Genomic DNA, 16661 nt, shown 5'->3' on the forward strand with positions numbered 1-16661 from the left:
ATGCTAAAATCTCTATTGACCTTAACACAGCCTATTTTTTTAATTTTTCTGCGATACGAAGTTTTGCTGACCTTGCTCGATTATTGAATTCAAGCTCTTCATCTGACGGCAGGATTGGTTTCCTAGTAATCAGTTTTAATTTCGGCTGGAATTCTTCTGGAATGATAGGCAGTCCATGAGGAAGCTCCGGTGTTTCACTCGCTTTTTTAAGGGTTACCTTACAGATCCTGTCTTCAAGGGAGTGGAAGGTGATGACACTGATCCTGCCGCCAACGGCAATCAAGTCTATAGCCTGCTCAAGCGATTTCTCGAATACACCTAGCTCGTCATTTACGGCAATCCTTACAGCCTGGAATACCCGTTTTGCAGGATGGCCGCCTTTTCTTCTGGCAGGTGCGGGTATGGCATCTTTAATCAGTTCCACGAGTTCTCCAGTGGATTCAATCGGTTTTGTTTCCCGTGCTGCTTCGATCTTCCTGGCTATCTGCTTTGAAAATTTCTCCTCCCCATATTGAAAGAAGATTTTGACCAATTTTTCATAAGGCCAATCGTTGATCACATCATAAGCTGACAATGGCGCGTCCTGGTCCATCCGCATATCAAGCGGCGCATCATGGTGGTAGCTGAAGCCTCGTTCTGGAGTATCAAGCTGTGGTGACGAAACACCTAAATCATATAGAACGCCATCCACTTCCGTCACACCAAGTTTTTCAAGTTCCTCTTGCAAATAAAGAAAATTACTTTTAATGATTGTAAGTCTGTCACCGTAGCTTGCCAGTTTTTCTTTTGCATTTGCGATTGCAATATCATCCTGGTCAAATGCATAGAGCTTTCCTTTTTCCGAAAGCTTGGACAAAATTAATTCACTGTGGCCGGCACCACCGAGAGTACAATCCACATATGTACCATCTGGCTTGATATTAAGCCCGTCTACTGTTTCTTCCAGTAAAACTGTTGTATGTTTGAACATCATGATCCACCTTTCCAATCGAGGAGCAGGTAATATTATATCAGAATAATGTTACCCTTAAATATCAAATCCAATCATATTTTCCGCAATTTCAGCAAAAGATTCCTCAGATTCTGAGAAATATTCTTCCCAAATTGCCTTGCTCCAAATTTCAATTCGATTGGAAACCCCTAAAATCACACACTCTTTATCAAGCTTTGCATACTGCATGAGAGGGGAAGGGATATTTACTCTCCCCTGTTTGTCAATTTCACTCTCGGTAGCACCTGAAAAGAAGAAACGGGTAAATGCCCGCGCATCTTTTTTGGTCAGCGGAAGGCCTTTAAGCTTGTCTTCAATAACTGACCACTCAGAAACGGGATAGCCAAACAAACACTGATCGAGTCCACGCGTAAGAATGAACATTTCTCCCAGGTTATCACGGACCTTGGCAGGGATGATCAAACGGCCTTTACTATCAATATTATGATGATATTCGCCCATGAACATGCCACTACCCCCACTTTCTAAATACAATGTACCACATTCCCCCACTTTTCACCACCTTATTTTAAATATTCTCTCCCCTGTTTGGATTTCCTTCTAAAAAGTATCTTTTTTCATAATTTCTTATCACTTTTTAAGCATCTAATTGTTTTAGTTTTGAGGTACAATTTAATGATATTCGCATAAAAAAAGCTCCACCCAGATTGGGTGGAGCTTTAGCTTACATTTTGATTATTTTATGAGAGCCATCGAATTCATATTGGAGCCCTAGCAAATCCGAGACAAAATTTAAACCGTACTTATTTAAATAATAAAAAGGATTCCACACTCGTTCCTGTGGAGAGCCACCTGGCCTTAATGCATTTTCCACCCTTGTGAATTTCTTCAGGATGTGGTCATGCTTGCGGCAGACTGCTTCGACGATTTTTCCCTCCATAAAGCTAATTTGCTTCATCAAGATTTGTTCGTTCTTTTCAAGCAGCGGCATCAGCACCGGATCGATTGTTTTCGATTTTTCTCTGACAAGCGTATATTGCTTAGCAAGTGAGACTTTAACATTTTCAAAAAGCTCTTCAACTTCACGGTCTTTCAGTGACTCAATAAATTTCAATTCATGCCTGTTTGTTCCAGAAATGAGCACTTCCTTAAGGTCAAGGTTCAGTTCCTTCAAATCTGTCTCGATGGAACGCTCCAGGATGGTGATATTCAGCCTTGGCACCAATGGAGGCATCTTTAAGCCGAAGTGTTCGAATACAAGCTTTAATTCAGCCCAATAAGCAATCTCGCCCGGCCCGCCAATGAAGGCAAGAGTCGGAAAAAGCCATTCCTGCATCAGCGGTCTTGTAACGACATTGTTGCTAAGCTTTTCAGGAAATTCATTTGCAATCTCCTGCAATTCATCAAAAGAGAAGCTTACCTCTCCATTTTTTCCGGTAAACCCGCCAGTTTCTGGGTCAAACTGGAGCAATATCCTCTCATTTGCCTCTTCATCGTAATAGAAGAGATTGGCTGCATTTTCATTTATATCGATCATATTGGGATATCCCGCAGCTTCTGTCTGATGCTGCTGTTTAAGAACTGCAGCGGTGATTTCCTGTTGGCTGTTCATCTGTTGCATAAAATACTCTTTTTCAAGCTTCCGCAATTCCTTGTTCCCTGAATCAACAATCAACAAGCCTGAATCCTTGAAAAGCTCCATGATGATCGAAGCAAAAAAATCTACAAACGATTCAGCTGTTTTCAATGAGTCCAATGCAAATGCCAAAACTTCTTTTGTATGCTTTGTTTCACCGTAGGTTTCAATAATCTCCTCAACCCATGAATAACACAAATCCTTATTGATGCAGACTTCGGAAATCATTTTCTTTTCTAGATTCTTTTCTGGGTATATCCACTTTTCCTGTTTATTGTTATTCATAACATAAACATGATTTACTTCCTGATAATCATGATCTTCTCCTGCAATCCAAAAGACCGGAACAACTGGAACGCCAAGTTCAGCTTCTTTTTGTTCTGCAAGCTTAAGTATAGAAATGACTTTGTGGATCGTATATAGCGGTCCTGTCAGAATGCCAGCCTGCTGTCCTCCGATGACTGCCACGCTATTCTCCTGACGAAGCTTCTCAATATTAGCACCGATTTTATCAGAATGGGCATAACGTGACATGAATGATTGTATATGGTCAGCCAGCTCATTTCTCATGAATGTTCTATTTTTGAGTTCATCTAACCGATGAACATATTCATCATCATTTTTAAAATTATAATGAAAGAAGCTCTGGAGTTCAGTGCTTCCAGCAAGGTAATCTGTCGCAAACCGGTTCGCAGCCGGAAGAGAGAGATTCAACATCTCCATTTACGTGTACTTCCTTTCTCGTCAACAATTTTCACTGTTATGAGTATAGCATTGTTTGAAATGAAAAGAAAAAAACTTTGCCTTGCGAAAGTTCTAAAATCAGAATTATTTTTGTTTGCTTAAAACAAGGCTCTGTTGAACAACTCTGTTGATTTCCCTTCCAGGCGCTTCGCTTTCCGCGGGGCTGGCGCGCTGAACCCGCAGGACATTGAATATCTTCCTCGAATCAGCCCACGGATGTTGGAATTGCGTAGCATTTTCGGAGGAGTCCGCGCGCCTTCCACTACAATCAACAGGTATGGAAATCAAAAATCAGCTTAAACAGAGCCTAAAATAAAAAGCGCTGGACCATCTCACTGCAACGTAAGCGATCCAACACTAAGTTATTCTTAGTCTGTTATTGTATTATCATTATTGTTTGCAAATGCCGATTTGACTCCCTCAGATCTTCACGGAAAGCTGCTCCCCAAAGCGAATTAAGAGCGAAAAAAAGCCTAGACAAACAACAATGTCAGCCTTTGGAATAAGCCAAATAATACAAGAAAGACATAAGCGGAAAAAAACAGCAAAAAGTTAAATCGCCAGAACCCTTTGAACACTTTGGGCAACACGATTTCCTCCTTGTACTTCCAATGGATCAGGACAAAGATTGCCGCCAGCCCGAACAAGACAAGCAATATCAGCCACAAAAAGGATCTTCCCCATATTGTAATGATCAAAAAATGGACGGACAGCACTAACAATAGAGTACTGAAATCAATTGCAAGATTGACTGACCGCCGATGGTTTCCTGAAATTTGCTTGCTGATAATGAACACCGCTAAGTAACCAATCATTGGGACTGTGATCAATGTGGCAACGAATGCGGAGAAAATTCCCGGCATTATGCCCCCTCCCTTTCGTGCTCCTTCCCCTTGATGCAATCATAATAATTATGTATTAATGGAGCTTTTATATTTTTCCTTGCAGCTTCTTCCAGCAGATAGCCGAGGATGGCATCTATTTCTGTCGTCCTGCCATTCTCCAGATCTTTATACATGGATGAATGATTTTCGGCTGTTTTTTTACAAACGCTCAATAAGTTCTCGAAATAGTCTTCTTTGTTATGTAATTCAAGCACTTGCGCACATTCCTCGAAAAGCTTTACAAAGATTTCCTTGTAATAATGATTCCTGATCAACTCTCCATTCTTCACTTTAAGGATTGCTGTCAATGGGTTGATGACGGAATTGACTACCAGTTTTTTGATCAGCATGCGCTCATAATCATCTTCAAGAATTAACGGGAAATCCGAGTCAAGCGAAGCGGATAATTCTCTTAAAAGATTTTCACTTCCCTTGTATAACGCAGCCCGAGTCACTCCGGCACCATTATGGATTACGGTATTGCCATTTGACCTCACGGCACCATGTTCCACAGAACCTACAAATATAGGCAGGACAGTCAAATCCTTGAGCAGTTTGATATGGCCATAACCATTTTGAAGGAATAGGAGGCTCCCCACTGTCTTTGCAGTTAATATTGGCATTATTACTGGCAGCTGGTATTGTTTTACAGCAATAATCGCCATATCTTCAGTTCCCCGCCAATCATGGAGTGGGGCAGCAAATATATTATGGGTCGTCCTCTTTTCGTCATTTTTTATCCTATGTAATCCATGAGTATTAATTAAATCTGCTTGTTGCTGTGTCCGGGTGTACAAATTGACTTCATGCTTCACGCTTAGGTAAGAAGAGAACAGCAAGCCCAACGAGCCGCCCCCGATAATTGCTATTTTCATAAAAACCCTTCTGCTCCCTCCCGTGTAAGACCTTTACATGTAAAAAAATACAATTATGAAACTAAAACCTATTAAAGCGCCTGTTATTTCGGCTTTATATACAATGAGCCTTAAAGGACTTAGTCATATTTTATCAGAAATAATGCTTTATTTGGAAGAAGTGTTTAGAAAAGTCTATGAATATTTATAACATATATTCGATGAGGCAAAAAAATGAAACGGAGGCCCTTCTAGGGACCTCCGCAAGTATTATACTGGATATACTGGATGCTTCCTGACACTGAATACCATATCTTTTGTTTCATATAGTTTAAATCTTTCAATCAGGGCATTTCGTAAATCGGAAGCTGCGACTATATCATCAACAATTAGTTCCGAAGCCAATTTGTAAATATCGATACTCTCTTTATATTCCTGATGCTTCTCCTGCACAAAAGCAATCTTTTCCTTAGGATCCGCAATTTCATTAATCTTATTTGAATATACCGCGTTTACAGCAGCTTCGGGACCCATAACAGCGATCTGGGCTGTAGGCAAAGCTATGCAGCAATCTGGTTCAAATGCCGGGCCGGCCATGGCATATAGCCCTGCTCCATAAGCTTTCCTTACAATTACAGATATTTTTGGAACTGTCGCAGAGCTCATTGCAGCAATCAGCTTTGCGCCATGGCGGATAATTCCTGCACGTTCTACCTTTGTCCCAATCATGAATCCTGGTACATCAGCAAGGAATAGCAATGGAATATGGAATGCATCGCAAAGCTGGATGAATTTAGCGCCCTTGTCGGCCGAATCCACAAACAGGACTCCACCCTTCACCTTAGGCTGGTTGGCAATGATTCCGATTGCCCTGCCGTCTATCCTGGCAAGTCCAGTGATCAGTTCAGGGGCAAAAAGCTTCTTGATTTCAAAAAAGCTTCCTTCATCGATCAGCGCCTCAATTCCTTCGTACATATCAAAAGGAGCGTTCTGGTTTACAGGCACAATCTCCTCAAGGCTCCTGCCTCCTTTTGGAGCGACTCCCTCAATCAACTTTGTCTTCGATTGGAAATTGGCAGGAAAATAGCTCAAATACTTCTTGGCTGCTTCAATCGCTTCTTGCTCACTGTACACGAGCATGTCACCAACACCACTGACCGAGCAATGCATGCGGGCGCCACCCATTTCTTCCAGTGTAACTTTTTCGCCAATTACTTTTTCCGCCATCCTTGGTGAACCAAGATACATGGAGGCATTTTGATCAACCATGATCACGATGTCACAGAAGGCTGGTATATAGGCACCGCCTGCAGCTGACGGCCCGAAAAGCAGGCAAATTTGTGGAATAACGCCGGAAAGCTTTACCTGATTGTAAAAGATTTTGCCCGCTCCGCGTCTGTTAGGAAACATATCAAGCTGGTCCGTAATCCTTGCACCAGCGGAATCAACAAGATACAGCAAAGGCACCTTAAGCTTTTCTGCTGTTTCCTGGATCCTGATAATTTTTTCTACCGTTCTGGCTCCCCATGATCCAGCCTTAACAGTAGAGTCGTTTGCCATAACACAGACTGTCTGGCCACTGATCTTGCCGATTGCAGTGACAACTCCATCCGCCGGAAGATCACCTGCCAGGTAGTTGGCAAACTTTCCGTCTTCTTCGTAAACGGCCCCATCGAATAAAAGATTTAGGCGTTCACGTACAAAAAGCTTATTCTGCCCGGCATTCTTTTCATGATACTTCGGATGCCCGCCGGCTTCTATTTGTTTGATCTTTTCTTCTAATGTTTCAGAGAGAACCTTAGCAGTAGTCATTTTCACCCTCCTCAAAACTTATTATTCTAATACAAGCAGTACGTCGCCTTCGTTTACAAAATCGCCAATGTTCACTTTGATTTCTGCTACCGTTCCTGCTCCAAGGCTTTCAACCGGGATCTCCATTTTCATCGATTCCAGCATCAAAACTTCTTGACCTTCAGACACTGTATCTCCTGCTGCCACTAATACATTAAGAACTGTTCCTGCCATATTTGCTGTAATCTCTTTCATGTTTTTTCCTCCTCTATTTAGATGCCAATTTTCTCTCTGATAAATAGGCTGTTGTGTAATTCCCTGATTGGAAACCCTCTTCCTGCAAAACTTCTGCGAATAAAGGTGCATTGGACTTTATTCCTTCAAGTTTTAATTTTGCGAAGAATTCCTGTCCTAAAAGGATCGCCTCGTGCCTTGTCTTGCCTGTTACGATGCACTTGGCAACCATCGGATCATAATATGGTGTAACTGTTGAACCAGATTCATATCCTGGGTCAACACGAACTCCTGTTGATTCCATCCAGGAAAATTCACTGATTTTTCCTGGCGACGGCAAAAACCTTACAGGGTCTTCAGCGTACAGACGGAATTCAATTGCCCAGCCCTTTTTTTGAATTTCTCCTTGCATTAGAGGCAGCTTTTCACCTCGTGCAACAAGTATCTGCCACTTAACGAGGTCAAGACCAGTAATCGACTCAGTTACCGGATGCTCAACCTGAAGCCGTGTATTCATTTCAAGGAAATAGAAATTTTCATTTTCATCAACGATGAATTCTACAGTGCCGGCGTTAACGTAATCAACTGCCTTGGCAGCCTTCACTGCCGTTTCATACATCTTCTGTCTTGCTTCTTCCTTCAAGAAAGGTGACGGAGCCTCTTCGATTACTTTTTGATGGCGCCGTTGAATCGAGCAGTCCCGTTCAAACAAATGCACATAGTTTCCGTGCGAATCGCCAAAAACCTGGACTTCCACATGCCGCGCATTTTTAATGTATTTTTCAATGAAAACTTCATCTGTCCCAAAATATGCTTTTGCTCTTCCTTTAGTAGAATCAAAATTCTTAGCGAGCGCTTGCTCATTTTCACAGAGCACCATACCGATGCCACCACCACCGCCACTAGCCTTAAGCATGACAGGATAGCCAATCTCAGCCGCGAGCTCAATTGCCTCGTCAAGCGTTTTAACACCAAGTTCACTGCCTGGCACAACTGGAACGCCAGCTATCTCCATTGTTGTTCTTGCAACTATCTTATCGCCCATTTTGTCTATCGTATCTGGTGATGGTCCAATAAATGTCAGGCCAGCATCCCTGACTTTTCGGGCAAACTCTGCATTCTCCGATAAAAAACCGTAGCCCGGATGGATGCCGTCAACATTTTCAGCTTTAGCGATCCTTAAAATCTCATCTGCATTCAAGTATGATTTTTGAACTGGAGGTTCCCCAATTCTAAACGCGCTATCCGCTTCCTTCACGAATGGCAAGTCCTTATCAGCATCAGAATAGACAGCCACGGTTTTAATCTCTAATTCACGGCAAGTACGGATGATGCGAAGCGCAATTTCTCCCCTGTTTGCAATTAATATTTTTTGCACGCTTTTTCCCCTTTCCCGTTAAAAAGTACACTCACTATTAAAATTCTACAATATTCTGTTTTTTTCCTGCAAAAATTGGAACCGCTTTCTAAAAATCAAATGCAGAATTTTTCATGTTTTTATAATATAATAAAAAAAGAGTTATTAAAAACAATTTTATTTTAGCTGCCTGTAAAATACGTATATTCTGGGTATAGATTAATACATTAAAATTTACGGCAGCATAAGCGGGGGATGTAATATGGCCAATAAAGTAGAAAAATTAAAAATCAATTATAAGACTTTAGAGGAATTCAAGAAATTCAGGGAGTATGGCCATCAAGAGCTTTCCATGCTCGAGGATCTTGAAGCGAATATCGTAGAAAATGATAGCGACTCACCTTTTTACGGTATTTATTTTGGTGATAAACTGGTCGCAAGGATGAGCCTCTATCAGGTTAAGAAACAATTTGACCGTTATTTTGAACCTGCTCAAGACTATCTGGAATTATGGAAGCTGGAAGTTCTCCCAGACTATCAGGGTAAAGGCTATGGCAAAACACTGGTTGAGTTTGCAAAAAGCTTCGGCTTGCCAATTAAGACGAATCCACGTGTAAAATCCCAGGATTTCTGGGACAAAATGGACTTCACTCCAGTCCACTATGATATGGAAAGGGACCGTGGCGAAAATCCGCTTGTCTGGTATCCTGCTGGTGTAACGGAGCAGGTTCAATAGAAGTGCATTAGAACCTTTTAAGCAGAACAAAAAGTGCATTAGAACCTTTTAAGCAGAACAAAAAGTGCATTAGAACCTTTTAAGCAGAACAAACACCTGCCGAGATTACGGCAGGTGTTTGTTTGATATCTACTTCTCTACCTTCTCAAGGCTTCCTTTTGGTTCAACATGGAATTTCATTTTCTGTTGTTTGTCATCTTCCCTCGGGCTAACTCTTTTCCTCGCCCGCTCCATAATATCAATCAAAGCGCGATAATCTTCTTCCATTGATTTCAGTTGAGTTTCTAATTTTTCATTTTCAGCAGACAAGTAATAGATTTGCTTTTCAAGGCTGTGGATTTTTTCTTTATGCTCATCAAGGCTTTCTTTGTTTCCAGATGCTGAGCCTGCTTTTTCATAGAGATCTTCAAGATATCTTTTCACCTGCTGCAAGCTGATATTTGCCTGCTTTTCTTCTAATACAGGAGAAGCTGTCTGAGCCTCTGTCACTGGCGCGGTAGTTTCTTCGGACTTTTCAGCAGGTTTGGACTGCTTTTTAGCTTCCTTCCTCTGCTTTTTAGCCAGCTCAATACCAGACTTATATTGCTTCCTGACGCAGGAATTCCAGCGGAAACCGCAGGCTGCTGCAGTCCGGGAGAGCTGTTTCCCTACTTCTTCAAAAGCTTTTAATTGCGTTCCGCCCTCACGGATATTGCGCAATACTACTTCAGCCAGCAATAAATCTTCATCTAGTGACCAGGCATCCTGACGGGTTAATGGCATCAGAAAATCCCTCCTATTGTTTTTTATTCATTCATATGCATCTGCTAGGAAAGATAGACTGATTACATGCCTTGTGACTGTTAATTATTTTTATTTTTTTGGTGCATAAATTCGTCCACTTTTTTGTGGTGTGCCTTTCCTTCCCATAACACAGCACATCTGGCTGCCTCATCATTCATTCTTTCTCTCATCGATAAAAGCTCCCACTTTTTATTCACTAAAGATTTATAGGCTTCTAATACCGCAATTTCTTTTTCTAAGCTTTCTTTTAAAAATGAGAGACACGCTTCCAGTGGGTCACCGTCGTACAAATCATGCAGGAACCCTATCTCCCTGAGCTCTTCTGCTGAATGTATTTTTGCGTCCAAGAGCATTTTAAGAGCATAAGGATGTTGCAGTTTTTCTAAAAGCAGCGTTCCCCCGCCCCAGCCTGTGGTAATGGCCAAATTGGCTTGGATGAACCCAGCTTTCATGCCGTTTTTCCCGATCCTGAAATCACAGGCAGAAGCTATTTCGCAGCCTCCTCCAACTGCGGTCCCATTTAAAATAGCAATAGTCGGTTTCGGGAGGACAAGGAGTTTATATAGAATACCTGCCATCCTCGACAGCATCCCGTATGCCTGCTCCTCTGTCTTAAGCAGGTGAAATGCCGCTAAATCACCTCCGGAACAAAAAGCCTGGCTGCCCGCCCCAGTGATGGCAAAAACCTTTACAACATCAGCGGATGCCAGTCTGATCGCCTCTTCAAGTCCATTCATTACCTCAAAATTTATCGCATTTCTGCTATCCGGCCTATTTATCGTAAAAAGCAAAACACCTTCATTTTCTTTGGATATTATGTACGGTTCCATCCTTGCCCTCCTAAAAATATATCTTGTTCCATTAAATTTTATCAATTTTCCGTAAAATGAAAAAGCAATCTCCCTGCTTAATATATTTTTTCACAAGAAAACAAAAAAAGCACAGGGACGCGTGAGCATCCTGTGCTTTTTTGTACAGAAAATTAGTTGTTAACAACTTCTTTTCCTTTGTATGTTCCGCAAGCCTTACATACACGGTGAGCAAGTTTCATTTCACCGCAGTTTGGGCATGCTACCATACCCGGAACCTGTAATTTAAAATGAGTACGGCGTTTTCTTTTCGCAGTTTTAGACGTTCTTCTAAATGGTACAGCCATTCTTCCCACCTCCTTAAAGAGAATAAGAAAGTTTATGAAGGCCAGTCCATTCTGGACCTTCACGCTCTTTTTTAATCGATTAATTAGTCAGAGGAATCAGATTCCTCAAAGAATTTTGCAAGTCCGGCAAGTCGGGGATCGAGTTTCTCAGTTTTTTCCTGTTCCTCGATTACTTCCCAATCCTTACCTGACTGGGGTGCGCCTTCCTGACCAGCGCTATCATCACAAAACACCTGTATTGGAACTTCCAGCAGCAGGATTTCCCTGATGATTGGTTCAAGATCAAGGACATCGCCTGTTACTTGATAAACTTCCTCATCAGCCTCGTAATCGTGGCTGTTCAAAAGGAAAGTTTCCGTGGTTTCAACATCAATTGGAAAATTTACGTCAACCAATGTCCGGGAACATGGAAGGATAAGATGGCCTTCAATCCGAATATGGAACGTCACTCTCGTGGCACTTATATCGGCCCTTCCAGTGAGGTGAATCGGAGAGACCTCACGGATCGTGGGATCTGTTTCCTTAACCGAATCCATCCGAACGATCTCGTCGATTAGAAAGTCCTTGTTTCGATGTTTTTGTATTTGACTTATTGTCCATTTCATAGAATCACCCCAAGGCAACAAAGGTAATTATAGCAACTCGTATAATCATTTGTCAATATTTTTTCTTTACACTATAATTTACATTAATACTGTAAATTAAACTTCTAGATATTGCAATAACCATATTAACACGAAGGAGCACAATAATGAAAGCTGTTGGCGTTGTTGTTGAATATAATCCTTTCCATAATGGTCATCTTTTTCACCTGCAGCAGGCTAAAGAGCAGTCTGCTGCTAAAATAGCCATCGCGGCTATGAGCGGAAATTTTTTGCAGCGAGGAGAGCCTGCGCTTGTTTCAAAATGGGCCAGGACCAGAATGGCATTGTCTGCCGGTGTGGACATCGTCTTTGAACTTCCCTATCGATTTGCCACCCAGCATGCGGAAATCTTTGCTGAAGGTGCTGTGTCCATTCTTTCCGCAGCAGGTTGCAGCAGTCTTATTTTCGGCAGTGAATCAGGAGATATGGATGCATTTACGCGGACCATCCTGTTTCTTGAAAAAAACAATGAACAATTTCAAGAAAATATTAGGTACTACACTTCGAAGGGAAATAGCTATCCAAAATCCATTTCTCTTAGCTTCCAATCCTTATCACCATCAGAAACATTCATCGACATATCAAGTCCAAACAACATCCTTGGTCTTCATTACATACGAGCAATCAACAGGCAGGAAAGCAGGATGCTGCCTGATACGATCACAAGAAAAAACGCAGGATATCATGATGAGCATTTTTCCTCAGCAACCATAGCCAGTGCAACTAGTATAAGGAAGGCTTTATTTGGCGCCTCTGGAGAAATGGATACAATAAAAAGCCTTGTCCCAGACTCTACCTTTGAACAACTTGCCCTATATAAAGAGAAGTTCGGCGGATTTCATTCCTGGGAAAATTATTGGCCTTTGCTAAAATATAGATTGCTCCAAAGCAGCCCAGCGGAAATAAGAGATTTTTATGAGGTTGAAGAAGGCCTTGAAAACAGGCTGTTTTCCACCGCCGCTGCGTCAAGGTCCTTCCATGAATTTATGGAATCCATCAAAACAAAACGCTATACGTGGACGCGACTCCAAAGGGTCTGCCTTCATATCTTAACCAATACAAAAAAAAATGAGATGAAAAAACCGCAAAACACCGTCAATTATTTACGATTACTAGGAGCTACGGAAAAAGGAAGGGAATATTTAAAGCAAAATAAGAAAAATTTCACTCTCCCTGTCATATCAAAGCTTTCTGCATATTCTGATCCAGATCTTGACCTTGATATTAAGGCGTCAAAAATTTATGCACTGGTCCAGAAGGGCGAAGGTCAAGAAGAACTTCTTCGCGAAGAATTTTCAAGACCTCCAATAATGTTGTAACAAGCTGTTTAATGCTGCACTGTCATACATATAACCTTCTTTAAGTATCGAGCTGTTATTCTGGACGGTTGATTTCCGCTCCAATCCACAGGTGCTAAAAAAACAACATTGATCTTTAAACAACTTAAGTTTAAAAAAACAAGCTGATAAAATCAGCTTGTTTTTTCTTTTAAATTCTCCAGGTATAATACAGCATCTTCGAAGGTGTTGACTGGTACGATTTTCATTTTAGTTTTGATATCCTTCGCGGCAATCATTGCTTCTTGATAATTCGAGTCCTTCGCACCCTCTTCATTAGGCGCAAAAAAGATTTCGGCTCCAGCCTTGTCTGCAGCGACTACTTTTTGCTGGATACCGCCAATCCTGCCTACGATTCCATCTGGTGTAATTGTACCCGTACCAGCAATTTGGTAACCTTTAGTCAAATCCTCTTTGGTCAATTGATTGTATATTTCAAGTGAGAACATCAAACCTGCTGATGGTCCTCCAATTTCTTCTGATTGTACTGTGACATCGGGATCAACATCGATTTCTTTGTCATCTACTAACTGGATACCGACAGCAGCACGATTGCTCCCATCCTCTAATGCTTTAAGCTGCACTTCTGCCTGATCTGTCTTTCCATTACGTTTAAATGCTAGCTTGACGACCTCTCCTGCCTTTTTGGAGCTGACGTATTTAATGAACTCATCAGAGGATTTGAATGCTTTTCCGTCGATTTCAAAAACATGGTCACCTGGCTTCAGCTTTCCTTCCGCAGGCATTCCTGGCATTACTCTGAGCACATAGACTCCCTTGTAAGTGTAATTCACTGGGATTCCCGCTTTTGTATAAGCAACTTCGATTGCCGAAGTTTTTGAATCAGCCATCATATGAAGCTGGCGTATGTTATATTCTTCATCTGACTCATCCTCGGCCCGGATATCTTCTACCGGATAGATCTCTTGATACTTGCTTAGCTTTGCGATGATATAGGCATAAATATTCGCCTTCCCCATCCTTACAGTTGTCAGCATGAAGTTGCCCTCTTCCTCAAAACCGCCTTCAACCTCGACAATTGGCTCAAGTTCTTTCGCCATTCCAGGTTTTGTGACATAATAAGGCAAATAATAAAGGGCACTCGCCATTAAAAGTATAGCTGCCAAGAAGCTCAGCTTTATAGATGTTTTTCTTTTCATTCTGTCTGGGACTCCTTCCACTGCTCAATACACTGTTTTATCTTATCTACATGCTTCTTCGCTTCTTCTTCACCAATTGTAATGATTTCTTCTATATTCGTAAAAGCTTTCGAATTATACATTTCTACTCTCGGCCTGATCATCACATCAGACGCTACCTCACGATTGGCGACAAGCTCCATTTGCATAATATCAATACTTTGGATGATCACATCGAATATAGAGGTAATATCAACGTTCACTTTTACATGGGAGACATCAACCGCAACCACTAGGTCAGCTCCCATTTCCTTGGCAACAGAAACAGGAATTCTGTCCACTACCCCTCCGTCCACAAAAAGCCGCCCATCCAATTTTTCCGGGACAAAAATACCAGGGATTGCGATGCTTGCTCTGACAGCTTCTGCCACCGGCCCTTTCTTAAAAACAACCTTCTCTCCTGACATCAGGTCTGTTGCTACGATTCCGATGGGAATATCTAACTCTTCGATAGTTTTTCCATGTGTAAAGATCCTAATTAACTCTTTTACTCTTTTTCCAGCAATAAACCCCATTTTTGGCACGGTAAAATCCAGATAGTACTTTCGTTTAAACACTCTTGAAAGCTTATATAGCCTGTCAATATCCAGACCCGCTCCATAAAATGAAGCAACAAGAGCACCCATGCTGCTCCCTGCGATCAAATCAATGGGGATTCCCTCATCTTTTAATACCTTTATAACACCCAGATGGGCAAATCCTCTTGCGCCACCTGAACCAAGGGCTAAACCTACCTTTGGACGCGGCAAAGCTTCTTCCTCCCTTAAATCCTATATTTTAACCATACAAACTAAACTTGGTCTAATTTGCTGTTCAGCGAGTATATTGATTTATATGAGGACAAGGCAGACAACTGCACAATTATTTATGAAGTTGCTGCAAACCCTTTTCCCAGAGTATTTAGGGAAGTCTACAAGGATTCGAAAGGTCATATGCTGAAAAAAAGAATGTTTTGTACAATTAACAAACAGCCGGGGTGGAAAAACCCCCCCTAATGAAGTTTTTACTTTATTTTACCACTGTTTAAATAAGTTTCACAGCTACATACCACAAAAGGGAGGGTGAAAGGTGCTTAAATCCAGATTTAAAACGCTGTTCCTTGCAGCCTCTGTCACTTTAATGGCTGCATCTTTAATATCTTTTCCGCAGGAATCCTTTGATGCGTCGATCAGAGGATTAAATATGTGGTGGGAAATTGTCTTTCCTTCCCTCCTCCCTTTTTTCATTGTTTCGGAAATGCTGATTGGTTTTGGTGTGGTCCGGTTTATCGGTGTCCTGCTCGAACCATTGATGAGGCCTTTATTTAAGGTTCCTGGTGTTGGCGGATTTGTCTGGGCAATGGGCATGGCTTCCGGTTACCCTGCAGGAGCTAAATTAACGGCACGGCTCCGGCAAGAAAAGCAGCTGACAAAAATAGAAGCTGAAAGACTTGTATCTTTCACCAATTCATCCAACCCGCTGTTTATTTTTGGAGCTGTATCAGTGGGCTTCTTTTATAATGTACAGCTTGGAATCCTCCTTGCCTTGGCACATTATCTGGGAAATATCAGTGTGGGACTGATTATGAGGTTTTATGGAAAAAACGAGGAAAGTCTCGATAAAGAAAAAGAGTCAAAGCTGTCTATTCGAGCTGCCTTCGCCGCCTTGCACAGGACAAGGATCAAAGACAACCGCCCAATCGGCAAGCTGCTTGGTGACGCTGTGACATCATCGATCCAAACCCTCTTAATGATCGGCGGGTTCATCATTTTATTCTCGGTCATCAACAAGCTCTTATTCCACTTACATATCACAGCTTTTCTAGCCAAATTCATCGAGATTGCATTAGGGATGCTTGGGATGACTGAAATGCTAAGCATGCCCTTTATTTCAGGTCTGTTTGAAATCACCCTAGGTAGCCAGATGACCAGCCAGGTTCAGGATGCTACTCTCATGCACCAGGCAATCATCACGAGCTTTATTCTCGCTTTCAGCGGTTTCAGCGTACAGGCACAGGTTGCAAGCATCCTCGCACAGACTGACATTCGATTCCAGCCTTTTTTCGTGGCCAGAATCCTGCATGGTTTTTTTGCTGCTTTTTATGCTTTTATCTTATGGAAGCCAGTGTATGTGAGGTTCTTCGAAGGCGGCCAGCCATCAAATGCCCTTCCTGTGATGGAATACCTTTCAGCGGAAGGTGGCCGCCTTGCTGATGTCCATAATTCGCTGATTACAGTCGGCCCACTAATTACTATAGTAAGTTTAATTATGTATGTATTGATTCTCGGCAACCGCATATTAAGAAAAGCGTAAGCGCCTTGAAAAAGGAACGGCGACTAACTACGCCACGTCCTGTGGCAACGTCGCCGTCAGCA

17 protein-coding genes are annotated in these 16661 nt (G+C 41.9%); 3 read left to right on the top strand and 14 right to left on the bottom strand.

Annotation, left to right across the window (positions count from 1 at the left end):
- Window positions 1-31: 31 nt before the first annotated feature.
- From rsmH to V7201_RS01895, 8 genes are all read right to left on the bottom strand, one after another.
- Entirely contained in the window at window positions 32-970 is a 939-nt protein-coding gene (gene rsmH, locus V7201_RS01860) for a 16S rRNA (cytosine(1402)-N(4))-methyltransferase RsmH (protein WP_335375102.1), read from the bottom strand.
- A 57-nt stretch (window positions 971-1027) separates the two neighbouring features.
- Window positions 1028-1459, bottom strand: coding sequence for a division/cell wall cluster transcriptional repressor MraZ (mraZ, locus tag V7201_RS01865; RefSeq protein ID WP_335375103.1), 432 nt, complete (start codon window positions 1457-1459; stop codon window positions 1028-1030).
- A gap of 217 nt (window positions 1460-1676) precedes the next feature.
- Complete coding sequence (gene bshC / locus V7201_RS01870) at window positions 1677-3311, bottom strand: bacillithiol biosynthesis cysteine-adding enzyme BshC (protein WP_335375074.1); 1635 nt, start codon at window positions 3309-3311, stop codon at window positions 1677-1679.
- A 494-nt stretch (window positions 3312-3805) separates the two neighbouring features.
- On the bottom strand, window positions 3806-4195 hold the full coding sequence (locus V7201_RS01875) for a DUF3397 domain-containing protein (protein WP_335375075.1): 390 nt from the start codon (window positions 4193-4195) through the stop codon (window positions 3806-3808).
- Window positions 4195-5091: a 2-dehydropantoate 2-reductase gene (locus tag V7201_RS01880; protein WP_335375076.1), complete on the bottom strand. Its 897-nt coding sequence runs from the start codon at window positions 5089-5091 to the stop codon at window positions 4195-4197. Before V7201_RS01880 ends, V7201_RS01875 begins: the two co-directional genes overlap by 1 nt.
- Before the next feature lie 249 nt (window positions 5092-5340).
- The gene (locus V7201_RS01885) at window positions 5341-6882 is read right to left on the bottom strand and encodes an acyl-CoA carboxylase subunit beta (protein WP_335375077.1); all 1542 of its coding nucleotides are present in this window, start codon (window positions 6880-6882) and stop codon (window positions 5341-5343) included.
- A gap of 21 nt (window positions 6883-6903) precedes the next feature.
- Window positions 6904-7116 (bottom strand): acetyl-CoA carboxylase biotin carboxyl carrier protein subunit, encoded by a 213-nt coding sequence (locus tag V7201_RS01890; RefSeq protein ID WP_335375078.1) that lies wholly within the window; start codon window positions 7114-7116, stop codon window positions 6904-6906.
- 13 nt (window positions 7117-7129) lie between these two features.
- Complete coding sequence (locus tag V7201_RS01895; RefSeq protein WP_335375079.1) at window positions 7130-8473, bottom strand: acetyl-CoA carboxylase biotin carboxylase subunit; 1344 nt, start codon at window positions 8471-8473, stop codon at window positions 7130-7132.
- Between the two features lie 241 nt (window positions 8474-8714).
- Between V7201_RS01895 and V7201_RS01900 the strand changes: the two genes are divergently transcribed.
- Window positions 8715-9188 carry an N-acetyltransferase gene (locus V7201_RS01900; protein WP_335375080.1) on the top strand — a complete coding sequence of 158 codons (474 nt, stop codon included), beginning with the start codon at window positions 8715-8717 and terminating at the stop codon, window positions 9186-9188.
- Between the two features lie 129 nt (window positions 9189-9317).
- On the opposite strand, the gene V7201_RS01905 is transcribed toward V7201_RS01900, so the two are convergent.
- The 4 genes from V7201_RS01905 to V7201_RS01920 form a co-directional block, all read right to left on the bottom strand.
- On the bottom strand, window positions 9318-9950 hold the full coding sequence (locus V7201_RS01905) for an RsfA family transcriptional regulator (protein ID WP_335375081.1): 633 nt from the start codon (window positions 9948-9950) through the stop codon (window positions 9318-9320).
- An 80-nt stretch (window positions 9951-10030) separates the two neighbouring features.
- A complete protein-coding gene (locus V7201_RS01910; protein WP_335375082.1) occupies window positions 10031-10801 on the bottom strand; it encodes an enoyl-CoA hydratase/isomerase family protein in 771 nt (256 codons plus the stop codon).
- Window positions 10802-10953: 152 nt separating this feature from the next.
- Window positions 10954-11127, bottom strand: a complete 174-nt coding sequence (gene rpmF / locus V7201_RS01915) for a 50S ribosomal protein L32 (protein ID WP_041965520.1) — start codon at window positions 11125-11127, stop codon at window positions 10954-10956.
- A gap of 83 nt (window positions 11128-11210) precedes the next feature.
- Window positions 11211-11732, bottom strand: coding sequence for a YceD family protein (locus V7201_RS01920; RefSeq protein WP_335375083.1), 522 nt, complete (start codon window positions 11730-11732; stop codon window positions 11211-11213).
- 146 nt (window positions 11733-11878) lie between these two features.
- Between V7201_RS01920 and V7201_RS01925 the strand changes: the two genes are divergently transcribed.
- On the top strand, window positions 11879-13090 hold the full coding sequence (locus V7201_RS01925; RefSeq protein WP_335375084.1) for a nucleotidyltransferase: 1212 nt from the start codon (window positions 11879-11881) through the stop codon (window positions 13088-13090).
- A 152-nt stretch (window positions 13091-13242) separates the two neighbouring features.
- Here the strand turns inward: V7201_RS01925 and V7201_RS01930 are convergent, their stop codons facing one another.
- Window positions 13243-14268 (bottom strand): SepM family pheromone-processing serine protease, encoded by a 1026-nt coding sequence (locus tag V7201_RS01930; protein ID WP_335375085.1) that lies wholly within the window; start codon window positions 14266-14268, stop codon window positions 13243-13245.
- Window positions 14265-15056, bottom strand: coding sequence for a patatin-like phospholipase family protein (locus tag V7201_RS01935; protein WP_335375086.1), 792 nt, complete (start codon window positions 15054-15056; stop codon window positions 14265-14267). Before V7201_RS01935 ends, V7201_RS01930 begins: the two co-directional genes overlap by 4 nt.
- A 319-nt stretch (window positions 15057-15375) precedes the next feature.
- Here V7201_RS01935 and ylbJ point away from each other — a divergent pair, with 319 nt between their 5' ends.
- Entirely contained in the window at window positions 15376-16599 is a 1224-nt protein-coding gene (gene ylbJ, locus V7201_RS01940; RefSeq protein WP_335375087.1) for a sporulation integral membrane protein YlbJ, read from the top strand.
- The last annotated feature ends 62 nt before the right edge of the window (window positions 16600-16661 follow it).

The sequence above is a fragment of the Bacillus sp. JJ1122 genome, assembly GCF_036964885.1.
Taxonomy (GTDB): domain Bacteria; phylum Bacillota; class Bacilli; order Bacillales; family Cytobacillaceae; genus Mesobacillus.